General features: G+C 71.2%; 14 protein-coding genes and 1 pseudogene. 11 read left to right on the forward strand and 4 right to left on the reverse strand.

What is annotated here, in order from left to right; genetic code table 11:
* Window positions 1-165 (forward strand): hypothetical protein (locus tag ACKOQ4_RS03105; RefSeq protein ID WP_526288733.1); only part of this gene is annotated, 165 nt, incomplete at its 5' end.
* 31 nt (window positions 166-196) lie between these two features.
* On the opposite strand, the gene ACKOQ4_RS03110 is transcribed toward ACKOQ4_RS03105, so the two are convergent.
* Window positions 197-1315, reverse strand: coding sequence for a citrate synthase (locus ACKOQ4_RS03110; protein ID WP_526288711.1), 1119 nt, complete (start codon window positions 1313-1315; stop codon window positions 197-199).
* An 88-nt stretch (window positions 1316-1403) separates the two neighbouring features.
* On the opposite strand from ACKOQ4_RS03110, the gene pdxH reads away from it, so the two are divergent.
* The 4 genes from pdxH to ACKOQ4_RS03130 all read left to right on the forward strand — a co-directional run bounded on the left by pdxH (window position 1404) and on the right by ACKOQ4_RS03130 (window position 5481).
* A complete protein-coding gene (pdxH, locus tag ACKOQ4_RS03115; protein ID WP_526288735.1) occupies window positions 1404-2033 on the forward strand; it encodes a pyridoxamine 5'-phosphate oxidase in 630 nt (209 codons plus the stop codon).
* A gap of 4 nt (window positions 2034-2037) precedes the next feature.
* Window positions 2038-3327, forward strand: coding sequence for an MFS transporter (locus tag ACKOQ4_RS03120; protein WP_526288737.1), 1290 nt, complete (start codon window positions 2038-2040; stop codon window positions 3325-3327).
* A gap of 100 nt (window positions 3328-3427) precedes the next feature.
* On the forward strand, window positions 3428-4102 hold the full coding sequence (locus ACKOQ4_RS03125) for a TetR family transcriptional regulator (protein ID WP_526288713.1): 675 nt from the start codon (window positions 3428-3430) through the stop codon (window positions 4100-4102).
* 86 nt (window positions 4103-4188) lie between these two features.
* Window positions 4189-5481 carry a citrate synthase gene (locus ACKOQ4_RS03130; protein WP_526288715.1) on the forward strand — a complete coding sequence of 431 codons (1293 nt, stop codon included), beginning with the start codon at window positions 4189-4191 and terminating at the stop codon, window positions 5479-5481.
* A gap of 47 nt (window positions 5482-5528) precedes the next feature.
* On the opposite strand, the gene ACKOQ4_RS03135 is transcribed toward ACKOQ4_RS03130, so the two are convergent.
* Entirely contained in the window at window positions 5529-7091 is a 1563-nt protein-coding gene (locus tag ACKOQ4_RS03135) for a phytoene desaturase family protein (protein ID WP_526288717.1), read from the reverse strand.
* Window positions 7092-7129: 38 nt separating this feature from the next.
* Here ACKOQ4_RS03135 and ACKOQ4_RS03140 point away from each other — a divergent pair, with 38 nt between their 5' ends.
* Genes ACKOQ4_RS03140 through arfC form a run of 4 tightly spaced genes read left to right on the forward strand, consistent with a single transcriptional unit; the run spans window position 7130 to window position 9250 of the window.
* Entirely contained in the window at window positions 7130-7492 is a 363-nt protein-coding gene (locus tag ACKOQ4_RS03140; protein ID WP_526288719.1) for an FKBP-type peptidyl-prolyl cis-trans isomerase, read from the forward strand.
* Window positions 7493-7537: 45 nt separating this feature from the next.
* On the forward strand, window positions 7538-8494 hold the full coding sequence (gene arfA, locus ACKOQ4_RS03145) for a channel-forming protein ArfA/OmpATb (RefSeq protein ID WP_526288721.1): 957 nt from the start codon (window positions 7538-7540) through the stop codon (window positions 8492-8494).
* 10 nt (window positions 8495-8504) lie between these two features.
* Window positions 8505-8660: a channel accessory protein ArfB gene (gene arfB, locus ACKOQ4_RS03150; protein ID WP_526288723.1), complete on the forward strand. Its 156-nt coding sequence runs from the start codon at window positions 8505-8507 to the stop codon at window positions 8658-8660.
* Window positions 8660-9250, forward strand: coding sequence for a channel accessory protein ArfC, sunset domain variant (gene arfC / locus ACKOQ4_RS03155; RefSeq protein WP_526288725.1), 591 nt, complete (start codon window positions 8660-8662; stop codon window positions 9248-9250). The genes arfB and arfC overlap by 1 nt, the downstream gene beginning before the upstream one ends.
* Here the strand turns inward: arfC and ACKOQ4_RS03160 are convergent.
* Window positions 9247-10584 (reverse strand): HAMP domain-containing sensor histidine kinase, encoded by a 1338-nt coding sequence (locus ACKOQ4_RS03160; RefSeq protein WP_526288727.1) that lies wholly within the window; start codon window positions 10582-10584, stop codon window positions 9247-9249. The genes arfC and ACKOQ4_RS03160 overlap by 4 nt on opposite strands.
* 18 nt (window positions 10585-10602) lie before the next feature.
* Window positions 10603-11313 (reverse strand): two-component system response regulator PrrA, encoded by a 711-nt coding sequence (gene prrA, locus ACKOQ4_RS03165; RefSeq protein ID WP_526288729.1) that lies wholly within the window; start codon window positions 11311-11313, stop codon window positions 10603-10605.
* 63 nt (window positions 11314-11376) lie between these two features.
* Here prrA and ACKOQ4_RS03170 point away from each other — a divergent pair.
* Window positions 11377-13311: pseudogene (locus ACKOQ4_RS03170) on the forward strand (ABC transporter ATP-binding protein).
* A partial coding sequence (locus ACKOQ4_RS03175) for an ABC transporter ATP-binding protein (protein ID WP_526288731.1) occupies window positions 13308-14209 on the forward strand: 902 nt, incomplete at its 3' end. The pseudogene ACKOQ4_RS03170 and the gene ACKOQ4_RS03175, both read left to right, overlap by 4 nt.

The following is a 14209-nucleotide window of genomic DNA, read 5'->3' on the forward strand; positions in this document are numbered from 1 at the left end:
GTGGTCGACGCGGCCGGGTGGCGGGCGATCGACGGCGCCGAGGTGGCCCGCGGCACCGAGACGGGCCGGCCGCGGGTGAAGTTCACCTCGGTGGCCGAGATGCTCGCGGTGGCGCGGCCGGCGCCTGCGGCCGGCGGCAGGTGGGCCCTGTCCCGGCGGCGTTAGCCGACGGGGGCCCTGGCCCGGCGGCGTCAGATCAGGTGTGGGAGATCTCGTCCCAGCCGGGCACCGCGTCGGCCGGGCGCGGACCCGGTCCGACATAGACCGCCGACGGGCGGACCAGCTTGCCCAGCCGCTTCTGCTCCAGGATGTGCGCGCACCAGCCCGCGGTGCGGCCGCAGGTGAACATCGCCGGCATCATCGCCGGAGGCACCTCGGCGAAGTCGAGGATCACCGCGGCCCAGAACTCGACGTTGGTCTCGATGGCCCGGTCCGGCCGGCGCTCGCGCAGTTCGGCCAGCGCGGCCTGCTCCAGCGCGGCCGCCACCTCGTAGCGCGGGGCGTCCAGACGCCTGGCGGTGGCGCGCAGCACCCGCGCGCGCGGATCCTCGGCGCGGTAGACCCGGTGGCCGAAGCCCATCAGCTTCTCGTGGCTGTCGAGGATGCCGCGGACCACCGCGGCCGCGTCGCCGGTGCGCTCGACCTGTTCGATCATCGGGATCACCCGGGCCGGCGCGCCGCCGTGCAGCGGCCCGCTCATCGCGCCCACCGCACCGGACAGTGCGGCGGCCACGTCGGCCCCGGTGGAGGCGATCACCCGCGCGGTGAACGTCGAGGCGTTCATCCCGTGCTCGGCGGCCGACACCCAGTAGGCGTCGATCGCCTCGACGTAGCGGGGGTCGGGATCGCCGTGCCAGCGGGTCATGAAACGTTCTGTGATGGTGGAACATTCGTCGATCACGCGCTGCGGTACGGCCGGCCGGCCGATACCGCGGGCGGACTGGGCCACATAGGACAGCGCCATCACCGAGGCCCGGGCGAGTTGCGCCCGCGCGGTGTCGTCGTCGATGTCCAGCAGCGGCCGGTATCCCCAGATGGGGGCCAGCATCGCCAGGCCGGCCTGCACGTCGACCCGGACGTCGCCGGTGTGGATCGGCAGCGGGAACGGCTCGGCGGGCGCCAGGCCGTCACCGAACCGGCCGTCCACCAGCAACGCCCACACGTCGCCGAAGGTGACCCGCCTGCCCACCAGGTCCTCGATGTCCACGCCGCGGTAGCGCAGCGCGCCGCCGTCGCGGTCAGGTTCGGCGATCTCGGTGGTGAAGGCGACGACGCCCTCCAGGCCCGGGACGAAGTCGTCCGGTAGGACAGTCATGAACCGATTCTCCCATCCCGATCCGTCGGCGTAGCGTGAGGCCGTGGCTGATCGTGATGTCCCCGCACCCGCCCACCGGCTGGCGGCGATGCGGGTGGAGTACGGCTCGGTGGAGAAGGACGGCAGCAGCGACCTGGACGTCGACTGGCTGGCTGACGGCTGGCTTGCGTTGCTGCACAGCTGGATCGAGGAAGCCGAGCAGGCCGGGATCGCCGAACCGAACGCGATGGTGCTCGGCACCGTGGACGCCGGCCGGCCGGTCACCCGCACCGTGCTGTGCAAGAGCGCCGAGGCCGACGGGATCACCTTCTACACCAACTACGACTCGGCCAAGGGCGCCGACCTGGCGGTCACGCCGTACGCGTCGGCGACGTTCCCCTGGTATGCGCTGGGCCGGCAGGTTCACGTCCGCGGCGCGGTGAGCAAGGTCAGCTCGGCGGAGACCGCCGAGTACTGGGCGCGCCGCCCGCGCGGCTCGCAACTGGGCGCCTGGGCGTCCGCGCAGTCCCGGCCCATCGGATCGCGTGCCGAACTGGTGGCGCAACTGGACGAGGTGACGGTCCGCTTCGCCGGCCGCGAGCAGGTCCCGGTGCCCCCGCACTGGGGCGGCTACCGGATCGCGCCGGAGGTCATCGAGTTCTGGCAGGGCCGGGAGAACAGGATTCACAACAGGATCCGGGTCACCGGCGGCGACCGCATCGAACGACTCCAGCCCTGACGAGGTGGCCGCGCGCCGGTTCTTCGCGGACACGACGCCGCTGCGCACACCGGACTTCCGCCGGTTGTGGCTGGCCGGCATCGTCACCGTCATCGGTGGCAACCTCACCGTGTTCGCCGTGCCGGTACAGGTCTATGCGCTGACCCGCAACTCGGCCTACGTCGGCCTGGCCGGCCTGTTCGCCCTGGTGCCGCTGGTCGTCTTCGGCCTGCTCGGCGGGGCGTGGGCCGACGCGATGGATCGCCGCATCCTGCTGATCATCACGTCCTGCGGCCTGGCGGCCGCATCCGTCCTGCTGTGGGCGCAGGCCGCACTGGGCCTGGACAACGTGTGGGTGGTTCTGGTCCTGCTGGCCGTCCAGCAGGCCTTCTACGCGGTGAACTGGCCGACCCGCGGCGCGGCGATCCCGCGCATGCTCCCGATCGAGCAGCTGCCGGCCGCCAACTCGCTGACCATGACGGTGCACCAGTTCGGGGCGATCGCCGGTCCGCTGCTGGCCGGTGTGCTGCTGCGGTGGGTGGACCTGTCCACGCTCTATCTGATCGACGCCGTCACATGCACCGCGCCCATCTGGGCGACCATCCGGCTCACGCCGATGCCCGTCCTCGAATCCATTGCGGCCGTGACTGGTTCGCGATGGGGTTTCGGCGCGGTGATGGAGGGATTTCGCTATCTGGCCGGCAACACGGTCGTGCTGATGTCCTTCGTCGTCGACATCATCGCGATGGTGTTCGGGATGCCGAGGGCGCTCTTCCCGCAGATGGCGCACGAGAGCTTCGGCGGTCCGGTGCAGGGCGGCACCACCATGGCGTTGCTCGCCGCGGCGATATCGGCAGGCGCGGTGTTCGGCGGGGTGTTCTCCGGATGGCTGCCGCGGGTCCGCCGCCAGGGCCTGGCGGTGGTGGTGGCGATCCTCGTGTGGGGCCTGGCGGTCATCGGCTTCGGGCTGGCCGCCGCGGCGGCCGGCGGGCGCGCCGGGGCGATGCTGTGGATCGCGGTGGGGTTTCTGGCGTTGGGCGGCGCGGCCGACATGGTGTCGGCGGCGTTCCGGTCGACGATCCTGCAGGAGGCGGCATCCGACGATCTGCGCGGACGTCTGCAGGGGGTGTTCATCGTCGTCGTCGGGGGCGGCCCCCGGTTGGCGGACGCGGTGCACGGCGCGGCCGCGGCGGCGGTGGGCACGACGGCGGCGGCCGTCGGGGGCGGGGTGCTGGTCGTGGTCGGCGTGCTGGCCGCGGTCCTCATCGCGCCCGTCTTCATCCGGTTCCGTCCCGGCGGGAACGCCCGGCTGTGAGGACCGTCACAACCGCGGCTACCGCGCGCTTTGCCCGGCCCGTCACCCGCCGCTGACCAACGGCCGGGCGCGCCGCGCGGCGCGCGCCTACGATCGGGGTGTGGCTCGAAGCGCCGACGAGACGGCCCTGGGGCTGCGTGAACGGAAGAAGCAGCGCACCCGCGCGACGCTGGTGGACGTCGCCGGACGGTTGTGCGCCGAGCAGGGCTACGAGAAGACCACCGTCGACCAGATCGCGGCTGCCGCGGACGTCTCGCCGCGGACCTTCAGCCGCTACTTCCCCAACAAGGAAGCGGTCATCGGGGCGCTGATGGAGGAGACCGCCGAGTACGTGGCCGAGGCACTGGCCCGCCAGCCCCGGGACATCACCGAACACGAGGCTCTGGTCCGTGCCCACACCGAGGTCTTCCGGGCCGCCGGGCACGGTCAGACCGGCGCGATGTCCTTCGACCGGATCAACGGCTTCCTGAGCATCGTCAACAGCACGCCGATGCTGAGCCTGGCCTCGTTCACCTACCGCCCGGACGGCTCGACCCACGCCGTGGTGGAGGCGATCGCCGGGCGGATGGGCGTTCCGGCGGCCGACCCGGCGGTGCGCATCGTCTTCGACACCTGGGCGGTGCTGATGGCGACCGCGCTGGGGACACCGGGCAGCGACGCGAGCGATCCGCGTGCGGTGGCCGACCGCATCGAGGCGACCTACGCGCTTTTCACCAGGCTGTGGCGGCCCTGGCGGTCCCCGGACCAGACCCCGCCGGGGGAGCCCGGGCGATAGCGACTACGGTCTTGTGGAGCGCGCAGTAGCGTGACCTCACGGACGGCCCCTCCTGGTGCCGTCGAACAGGCAAGTAAGGGGTTGAAGTGGCCGCACCCGACGACACCGCCGCCCTCCGGTATCCCGGTGGGGAGATCGACCTGGAGATCGTCCACGCGACCGAGGGCTCGGACGGCATCGCCCTGGGCCCGCTGCTGGCCAAGACCGGTTACACCACCTTCGACCAGGGCTTCGTGAACACCGCGTCGACCAAGAGCGCGATCACCTTCATCGACGGCGACGCCGGCATCCTGCGCTACCGCGGATACCCGATCGACCAGCTCGCCGAGAAGTCGAATTTCCTCGAGGTCAGCTATCTGCTGATCTACGGTGAGCTGCCGTCGGCGTCGCAGCTGGCGGAGTTCACCGCCAAGATCCAGCGCCACACCATGCTGCACGAGGATCTCAAGCGCTTCTTCGACGGCTTCCCCCGCAACGCCCACCCGATGCCGGTGGTCTCCAGTGCGGTCAACGCGCTGAGCGCCTACTACCAGGACTCGCTGGACCCGCTGGACCACGCGCAGGTCGAGCTGTCGACGATCCGGCTGCTGGCCAAGCTCCCGACCATCGCCGCCTATGCGTTCAAGAAGTCGATCGGCCAGCCGTTCCTCTACCCGGACAACTCGATCAGCCTGGTGGAGAACTTCCTGCGGATGACCTTCGGGCTGCCGGCCGAACCCTACAAACCCGACCCGGAGATCGTCCGCGCCCTGGACATGCTGCTGATCCTGCACGCCGACCACGAGCAGAACTGCTCGACCTCGACGGTACGTCTGGTCGGTTCGTCGCAGGCCAACCTGTTCACCTCGATCTCCGGCGGCATCAACGCGCTGTGGGGCCCGCTGCACGGCGGCGCCAACCAGTCGGTGCTGGAGATGCTGGAGGAGATCCGTGCGCAGGGCGGCGACGTCCACGAGTTCGTCCGCAAGGTCAAGGACCGCGAGGACGGCGTGAAGCTGATGGGCTTCGGCCACCGGGTCTACAAGAACTACGACCCGCGGGCACGCATCGTCAAGGAGCAGGCCGACAAGATCCTGGGCAAGCTCGGCGGGGACGACGAACTGCTCGACATCGCCAAGGCGCTGGAGGAAGTCGCCCTGACCGACGACTACTTCGTCGAGCGCAAGCTCTACCCCAACGTCGACTTCTACACCGGTGTCATCTACCGGGCGATGGGGTTCCCGACCCGGATGTTCACCGTGCTGTTCGCCCTGGGCCGGCTGCCGGGCTGGATCGCGCACTGGCGGGAGATGCACACCGAGCCGAACAAGATCGGCCGGCCGCGCCAGATCTACACCGGCTACGGCGAGCGCGACTACCTCGCGCTCGGGTCGCGCTGAGGCGCGAAAAAAGCTCTCCACGATCGGGTGACTTGACCCGGGATCCCTCATGGGCGGGCAAGCACGGCCATTGCGGCATTGTGGCCGCCCACGCCTGACACCGCGCCGCCGCGGCGGGAGCCGCTGCCGCACAGCACGATCCGGTCGTGGGAGGTGGCCACCCCCCACCGCCGGGCCGGGGTGTCCAGCGGTTCGTCGTCCTCGGCGAACGGCCAGGACAGATCGCCGTGGAAGATGTTGCCGCCGGTCAGTCCCAAGGCGGCCTCCAGGTCCGCGGTCGTCTTGGTCTCGACGCACGGCCGGCCGTGGGCGTCGGTCATGAGAATGTCCTGAACCGGTTCGGCCAGAACCGAATTCAGCGAATCCAGCACGGCTTCGGTCAGGCGGCGGCGGATGTCGTCGCCCTGCTGCAGCCGGTGCGGCACGTGCAGGGCGAAGACCGTCAGCGTCGCCGCGCCGGAGGCGCGCAGCCCGGGGGACAGGATGGAGGGGTCGGTCAGCGAGTGGCAGTAGATCTCGCAGGGCAGCGGCGCGGGCACCGCGCCGCCCGCCGCGGCGGCGTAGGCGGCGTCGAGCTGGGACCAGGTCTCGTTGATGTGGAAGGTTCCGCCGAACGCCTGCTGCGGTTCGACGTCCGGGTCCCGCAGCCGCGGCAGCCTGCGCAGCATCAGGTTGACCTTGACCTGGCAGCCCGCGGCCAAGTCGGGCGCCGGCTCGCCGAGCAGTCCGGCCAGCACCGCGGGGGTGACGTTGGCCAGGATGTGGCGGGCGTGCAGACGGTGCTCGTCGCCACCCGTGGCGTAGCGCACCTCGCCGTCGGGCGAAAGGCTGAGAACCTCTGCGCCGGTGATGATCTCGGCTCCGTGCGCCGCGGCGGCGGCAGCCAGGGCACCGGTCACCGCGCCCATGCCGCCGACCGGCACGTCCCACACGCCGGTGCCGCCGCCGAGCAGGTGGTAGAGCAAGCACACGTTCTGTCGCAGTGACGGGTCGTCGAGCCGGGCGAACGTCCCGATCAACGCGTCGGTCGCCATCACACCGCGCACCAGGTCGCTGGCGGCCGCGTCGGCGATGGCCAGGCCCACCGGGTGTTCGATCAGGTCCGCCCACGCCGCGGCGGCGTCGGGCCCGCCGGTCGCCAGCACCAGGCGGCGCGCCTCGGAACGCCGGCGCAGCGGCTCGACCATGGTCGGCCACAGCGGTCCGGTGAGGGCGCGGCAGCGGCGGTAGAACGCGGTGAAACCGGCCTCGTCGGCGGCCGCGCCGACCGCCCCGAACGTCGAGCGGTCGCCGATCAGCAGGCCGCTGCGGCCGCCGTCGGCCGGATCCGGTGTGTAGGAGGCATAACGGCGACGGGCGAGGCTCACCCGGGCGCCGAGGTCCTCGACGATGCGGGCCGGCAGCAGGCTCACCAGGTAGGCATAGCGGGACAGCCGGGCGTCCACCCCGTCGAAGGCCTGCGCCGACACCGCGGCACCGCCCACCTCGCCGAGTCTCTCCAGTAGCCGGACCCGCAGGCCGGCGCGCGCCAGGTAGCCGGCCGCGACCAGTCCGTTGTGTCCGCCGCCGACGACGACGGCGTCGACGCTGTCGTACCCGGACGAGGTCATGCCCAAGCTTAGGTAGCCCGGCGGCTACGGTGATGCGCATGACCTCCAAACCTGACATCGAATTCCCGGCCGGCCCCGCCCCCACCGACCTGGTCATCACCGACCTCGTCGTCGGCGAGGGCGCGGAGGCCAAGCCCGGCGACACCGTCGACGTGCACTACGTGGGGGTGGAGTACGACTCCGGCGAGGAGTTCGACAGCTCCTGGAACCGCGGCGAGTCGATCTCCTTCCCGCTGCGCGGCCTGATCCAGGGCTGGCAGGACGGCATCCCGGGGATGCGGGTGGGCGGACGGCGCCAGTTGGTCATCCCGCCGGAGCTGGCCTACGGGCCCGCCGGCGCCGGCCACCGGCTGTCGGGGAAGACGCTGATCTTCGTCATCGACCTGCTCGGGGTACGCTGACCTGCGGTTAATTTCCCTGCCACGACCCTCGGGAGGAGGAAACCGATGACGGGCTCCGGGGATGCACGGATCCACACCTCGGAAACCGCGTGGCGAACCGAGTCCCGCTACTACCGCCGCTCGCCCGGGTGGGGGTGGCTGCTGGGCCTGCTGCTGATTCCGCTGCTGTTCGGCTGGCTCGGCTGGGGGGCGCTCAAGCCCGCCGAGAATTCCACCCCGGCCGGGCTGCCCGGCATGGGCGCCTCGGCGCCGGGCGTGTCGCTGCCGTCGCCCAACCTGGCCCCGCTGTCGATCCTGCGCAACGGCAGGGACTTCACCCTCACCGGCATCCTGCCGGACCTGGCGGCCAGGAACGGCCTGCTGGGCTCGATGAAAACGGCGCTGGGCGGCGGCGTCAACCTGATCGACAGGATCGACATCGAGACCGGTGCCAAGGCGCCCGGGTTCGACGGACTCGGTGCGCTGCTCAAGGCGGCCGCCGACATCGAGGACTTCCACCTCACCATCGGCGGCGGCACCCTGACCCTGGCCGGCACCGCGTCGTCGGAGGACGTCAGGTCCGAGGTCGAGGCGGCGGCCAAAGCCGGCTGGCCGAACCTGCGGGTCGTCGACAACATCACCATCAGGGGCACGGCCCCGTCGTGCGACAACCTGCAGGCCACCGTCGACGCGGATCTCGCCGCTCCGGTCAAGTTCCAGACCGAGAGCGCCAAGCTGACCGGTGAGGGCCGGCAGCAACTGTCGGCCGTCGCGTCGGCGATCAAGGCCTGCCCGGGGGTCGCGATCACGGTGATCGGGCACACCGACAGCACCGGCACCGACGCGATCAACAAGCCGCTCAGTGAGAACAGGGCTAGGGCTGTCGCGGCTTACCTTGTGGCGCAGGGCATTCCGGCCGAATCGGTCACCAGCAAGGGCGCCGGATCCTCCGATCCGGTCGCCGGCAACGACACCGCGGCAGGGCGGGCCCAGAACCGCCGCACCGAGATCAAGGTCGACTGAGGGGACAGTGATGGGTTTCTTCTGGCAGTGGATCTACTACCTGTCGGCCTTCCTGGCCGGTTCTGCCCTCGCCTGGGTGATCGCCGTCCTGACCGTCCACCGGACCAGCAGGGACGAGGCCGTAGCCGACCTCCCCGCCGGATCGCGTGAGATCAGGGTGCGCTGATGCACGACGTGAACTGGTGGCTGGCGGCGCTGTCCTTCCTGCTCGGCCTGCTGCTGACGCTGGCGATGATGATCCGCAAGGTCACCCGTGAGGTTCCGGTCGCCCGTCCGGCGCCCACCCGTCCGGTGGCCGCGGCGGCCGCCGGTGCGGCGGCCGCCCTGCACGCCGCCGCGGACACGGTCGGGGTGAAGGTCGATCGCGTCGAGCAGAAGGTGACCCGGAACGCCGAGAGGATCGAACAGGTCCTGGAGGCCGAACCCTACGGCGCCGGATCGATCCGGGTCGCCAAGGGCGGCGCCGCACCCGCCGGCTACACCGTCAAGGGCGACAGGGACACTGGGCGCTACTTCACCACGGACAGCCCGGAGTACTCGGTGATCGAGGCCGAGGTGTGGTTCGCCGACGAGGCCAGCGCCGCCAAGGCGGGGTTCCTGCGCTGGGACGCCGGCGGCGAGTCCCCGGAGTTGGGCGCGGCGGCCGCCGTGGTGACAGAGGACCACTCCCACTCCGACACCACCATGGTGATCACCGGCGGCGATACGCTGCCGCCCGAGGCGACGATCACGATCATCTCGCGGGATCCCGACTAGCGGGGCGCCGGCAGGCGCAGCGCCAGCCGCGCCCCGCCGAGCGCACTGTCCTCCAGGGCGGCTGTGCCGCCGTGTATTTCGGCTTGCTGGGCCACCAGGGCGAGCCCCAGCCCGGAACCGGATCGCGACGCCGTCGAGCCGCGGGCGAACCGGCCGAACACCGACTTGCGTTCGGATTCGGGCACCCCTGTCCCGTTGTCGTCGACGGCGATCTGCACGCCGTCGCGGGAGCTGACCGCCGAGAGCTGGACGTGGGTGGCGCCGCCGTGTTTGACCGCGTTGGCGATCGCATTGTCGACCGCCAGCCGCAACCCGGCCGGCAGGCCGATGATGATGCACGTCGGCGACGGGGTCAGCGACACCGTCAGCCCGGGGTAGACCCGCATCGCGTCGTGGGCGGCGCGGTCGAGCAGTTCGGTGATGTCGACCGGGACCTGGTCGGCGGCGGTGGACAGCTCGCCCTGCGCCAGGCGCTCGAGTGCCCCCAGGGTCGCCTCGATGCGGCTCTGGGTGCGGATGACGTCGCCGATCACCTCGTCGCGCTGCTCGGCCGGCAGATCGAGGGTGGTCAGCACCTCGAGGTTGGTCCGCATCGCGGTCAGCGGCGTGCGCAGTTCGTGGGCGGATGCCGCCGCGAAGTCGCGGGCCGAGGTCAGGGCGGCCTTGGTGCGGTCCTGCTCGGTCCAGATCCGGGCCAGCAGGCCCTTGAGCGCCTCGCCGATCTCGACGGCCTCGGTCGCCCCGCTCACGTCGACGTCGGGGGCCACGTCGCCGGCGTCGATCGCGCGGGTCTGCTGGGCGAGCCTGCGCAGTGGGCGGACGGCGAACGCGGCCAGCAGCCAGCCCAGCACCGCCGCCGCGCCGATGGCGAACGCGCAGATCAGCAGCACCCGCCGGTGCAGGTTGCCGGTGTCGGCGATGGTGTCGTCGTAGGTCGCGCCGACCTGCAGGGTGGTCGGCGGCTCCGGGTAGGGGATCTCGACGGTGCGCACCCGGTAGCGGACCCCGTCGATGACCGTGGTGGCGTAGTCGGTGTCGAGCTGGGGCAGCACCACCGCGGAGTTGGACCGCACCTCGGTGCCGCGGTGCACGGTGATCACCACGTCGCGGACGTTGGGCGACGGCGGAATCTGCTCCAGGCCGCGCGGGACGAACGGCACCGCGAACCCGGCTGCCTCGTCCAGGCGCCGGTCGAGGCGTTCGAGGCGGTCGTTGGTGACGCCGATCCAGACGATGGTCCCGACGATGGTCACCACGATGGCCGCGCCGATGGCCGTCGCGAAGGCCACCCGGGTCCGCAGCGACGGGGTGCGCCGCATGATCCACGACAGCATCAGGCCGGCGCTGTCACATCACTGCGTGCGCAGGACGAATCCGACGCCGCGCACGGTGTGCAGCAGCCGCGGGGCGCCGCCGGCCTCCAGCTTGCGGCGCAGATAGCCGATGAAGACGTCGACGACGTTGGTGTCGGCGGCGAAGTCGTAGCCCCACACCAGTTCCAGCAGTTGCGCCCGGCTGAGCACCGCGGTCTTGTGTTCGGCCAGCACGGCCAGCAGGTCGAACTCGCGCTTGGTCAGGTCGACGTCGACGCCGTTGACCCGGGCCCGGCGGCCGGGGATGTCGACCTCCAGCGGGCCCATCTGGATGGTCTCCGAGGAGAACGTCGCCGTCGAACCGCGCCGGCGCAGCAGGGCCTTGACCCGGGCCACCAGTTCGGCCAGCACGAACGGCTTGACCAGATAGTCGTCGGCGCCGGCCTCCAGGCCGGCCACCCGGTCGTCGACCGAACTGCGGGCGGAGAGCACACAGACCGGGACGTCGTTGTCCATCGCCCGCAGGGCGGTCACCACGCTGACACCGTCGAGCACCGGCATGTTGATGTCGAGCACGATCGCGTCGGGCCTGGTTTCGGTGGCGCTGCGCAGCGCCTCGGCGCCGTCCACGGCGGTGGCCACCTCGAACCCGGAGAGCCGCAGCCCGCGCTCCAGCGACGCCAGCACGTCGGGGTCGTCGTCGACCACGAGCACGCGCGGGGAGCCCCCGGAGTTTGCGGTGCTGTCCATCACCCCATAGTGCCGGATCGGCGCGGCTGCGGGGGTTAGGCATGGCCGTGACACGATTCGGTCGTGGACCTCACCTCGCTGCGATCGGATCCGCCGATCGCCCCGGCTCCGGTCCACCGCCGAGCGGCCACCGACCTGCTGCGACTGGCGCCGTATCTGCTGCCCTACCGGTGGCGCTGGATCGCGATGGTGCTGATCGCGATGCTCAGCCTGGTCACCACGGTGGTGATCCCGCTGATGACCAAGGCGGTGATCGACGGCCCGGTGCACCGGCGCGACCCGCACGGGCTGTGGGTGCTGGGCTCGGTGGCGGTGGCCTTCGGCGTCGCCGAGGCCCTGCTCTGGTTCACCCGCCGGTGGCTGGTCTCACGGGCCACCGTCGGGGTGGAGACCGACATCCGCAAGGATCTCTACGCCCGGCTGCAGGTGCTGCCGGTGGCCTTCCACGGCCGCTGGCAGTCCGGGCAGCTGCTGTCGCGAATCATGAACGACCTCAGCACGATTCGGCGGCTGCTGGCCTTCGGGCTGATCTTCCTGATGCTCAACGTGCTGCAGATCACCGTCGTCACCGCGATCCTGCTGGCGATGTACTGGCCGCTGGGGGTGGTGGTGCTGGCCTCGATCGTGCCGGTCACCGTCACCATGCTGCGCTTCGAGCGCACCTTCACCCTGCTCTCGCGCACCGCTCAGGACCAGGCCGGCCACGTCGCCACCGCGGTAGAGGAGGCGGCGCTGGGGATGCGCGCGGTGAAGTACTTCGGCCGGGAGGACTACGTCTACGACCGCTTCGACGAGCAGGCGACGGCGCTGTACGACACCGGGATCCGCAAGGTCTCGGTGTCGGCGCGGTTCTGGACGCTGCTGGAGGCGATCCCCAACATCTCGCTGATCGTCGTGCTGGGAATGGGCGCCTACGCCGTCGGCCACAGCCGGGTCAGTATGGGGACGCTGGTCGCGTTCATCACCATGATGCTGTCGCTGGTGTGGCCGATCGCCTCGCTGGGCTTCCTGTGGGCGATGACGCAGGAGGCGATGACCGCCGCGGACCGGATCGCCGAGATCTTCGACGCGCCGGTCGACATCACCGACGGCCCGCGGACGTCGGTGCCGCCGGCCGGGCGGGTCGAGTTCGACGACGCCGGCTTCGGTTTCACCGACGGCGGCCCGGTGCTTCGCCATCTGAGCTTCGCGGTCGAGCCGGGGGAGACCCTCGCGCTGGTCGGGGCCACCGGATCGGGCAAGTCGGTGCTGGCCATGCTGCTGCCGCGGCTCTACGACGTCACCGAGGGCGCGATCCGGCTGGACGGGGTCGACATTCGCGAACTGTCGCTGCCGGCGCTGCGGCAGGCGGTGGCGGTGGCCTTCGAGGACCCGACGCTGTTCTCGATGTCGGCGGCTGAGAACCTCGCCCTGGGCCGGTCCGCCGGGGATCTGCCGGGCGAGGCCGAGGTGGACCGGGCGGTCCGGATCGCCGCCGCGCAGTTCGTCTACGACCTGCCGTTCGGTTTGGACACCCGGATCGGCGAGCAGGGCATGAGCCTGTCCGGCGGGCAGCGGCAGCGGCTCGCGCTGGCCCGCGCGATTCTGGCCCGGCCGCGGGTGCTGGTGCTCGACGACACCCTCTCGGCACTGGATGTGCACACCGAAGCCGTTGTGACCGAAGCACTTCGGCATGCCCTGGCCGGGGTGACCGCGATCGTGGTGGCCCACCGCGCCTCCACCGTTCTGCTGGCCGACCGGGTGGCGCTGCTGGAGGCCGCCGACGGGGGATATCACACGATCACCCACATCGGGACGCACGAGGAACTGCTGGCGAGGGTCCCGCGCTACCGCTAACTGCTGGCCGCCGCGGACGAACGCGACGACGGGGCCGAGCCGCTCCCGGACTGGGATGCCGCCGACGGCCGCAGCCGGCTCGCCGACGCCTACGACGAGACCCAGGGCCTGGCCGGGCGGGAACCCTACGGTTACGCGGCGTTCGAGGGCGACGGCAGGTGAGCGACTGGCGGGGCAGGTTCGACGAGAGGTCCGGGGAACTCCTCGCCGGCCCCGCGCAGGCCCGCGCGCTGCTGGCTGAGCTGCTGGGCCCCTACCGTTCCGTCCTGGCCGCGCTCGCCGTGCTGGTGGTCGTTGAGAATCTTGCGAGGCTGGCCATTCCGCTGATGGTCAAGCGCGGTATCGACCACGCGATCCCGCCGCTGCTGTCGGGCGGCGCGCCGGGTGATCTGATCGTGGTGGTCGCCGGACTGTGCGGACTGGTCGCCGTGCAGGCACTGAGCCGGATGGCCTTCCTCGCCGCGTCGGGGCGGATCGGCCAGCAGATGCTGCTCGAGGTGCGGCGCCGGCTGTTCCGGCACTTCGGCCGCCTCGACGTCGCATTCCACGACCGCTACACCTCCGGCCGGGTGGTCAGCCGGTCCACCAGCGACGTCGAGGCCATCCAGGAGATGCTCGAGACCGGCTTCGACAGCCTGGTCACCGCCGCGCTGACTTTGTGCGGCACCGCGGTGCTGTTGGTTGTGCTCGACGCCCGGCTGGGACTGCTCTGCCTGGCGGCGGTCCCGTTGCTGGTGGTCCTGGTGCGCTGGTTCGCCACCGAGTCGGCCGCCAACTACCGCCGGGTCCGGGAGAGTTCGGCGCGGGTCATCGTGCAGTTCGTCGAGACCATGACCGGCATCAAGGCCGTGCAGGCCTACCGCCGGCAGCCGCGCAACCAGGAGATCTTCACCGAGGTCGCCGCGGAGTACCGCGACCTCAACGAGCGCGCGCTGCGGCTGCTGGCGGTGTTCATGCCGTCGGTCAAGCTGATCGGCAACCTGACCACCGGAATGGTGCTGCTCTACGGCGGCTACCGGGTGATGCACGACGAGATGACCATCGGCTCGAAGAACATCCG

It is taken from the genome of Mycobacterium sp., from assembly GCF_046095365.1.
GTDB lineage: Bacteria > Actinomycetota > Actinomycetes > Mycobacteriales > Mycobacteriaceae > Mycobacterium.